At 61.5% G+C, this 447-nt stretch carries 1 pseudogene; it reads left to right on the top strand.

The features are described 5' to 3' along the window. Positions 1 to 324, top strand: a pseudogene (locus EN991_RS39465) (DNA-binding protein); the annotation flags it as partial. Between the last annotated feature and the right edge of the window lie 123 nt (positions 325 to 447).

Here is a 447-nt window from a genome sequence, read left to right as displayed (position 1 = left end):
GTGCGCGGCGGATTGGCGCTTTTCGTGCTGCATGCTTCCGAGGCGTCCGATGACGGCGTGCGCAAGATCAGCCAGGCGCGACGGGCGACGGTCCATCTTGGTGGGCCCGCTATCCTTGCCTACAAACTTTTCTCCGAGGCCGAGTTGAGCTTGGCATTGGGGGGTACAAATGTGATACATGCTGCCGTTCTCGCGGGAGACGCGGGCAGGGCGGTCCAGAAGCGCATGGTTGCGCTCGACCGGTATCGGGGCGGTTCCCCGGACGATCTGGCAATGCTTGCGGCTGTTGCTGACGAAGATGATGCCGCAGAGGATATGGAATGAGCGATACGAAATCGGGTGACGACAATACGCTGAGTGTGACGCCGAAGAAGACCTTGACGCTGAAGCGCCCCGGTATGGAACAGGGCACTGTGCGCCAGAACTTCTCGCACGGCCGCACCAAGC

The sequence above is a fragment of the Mesorhizobium sp. M7A.F.Ca.US.005.03.2.1 genome (assembly GCF_003997795.1).
In the GTDB taxonomy this organism is placed as follows: Bacteria; Pseudomonadota; Alphaproteobacteria; order Rhizobiales; family Rhizobiaceae; genus Mesorhizobium; species Mesorhizobium ciceri.
This window is presented reverse-complemented; position numbering and strand designations above follow the sequence as displayed.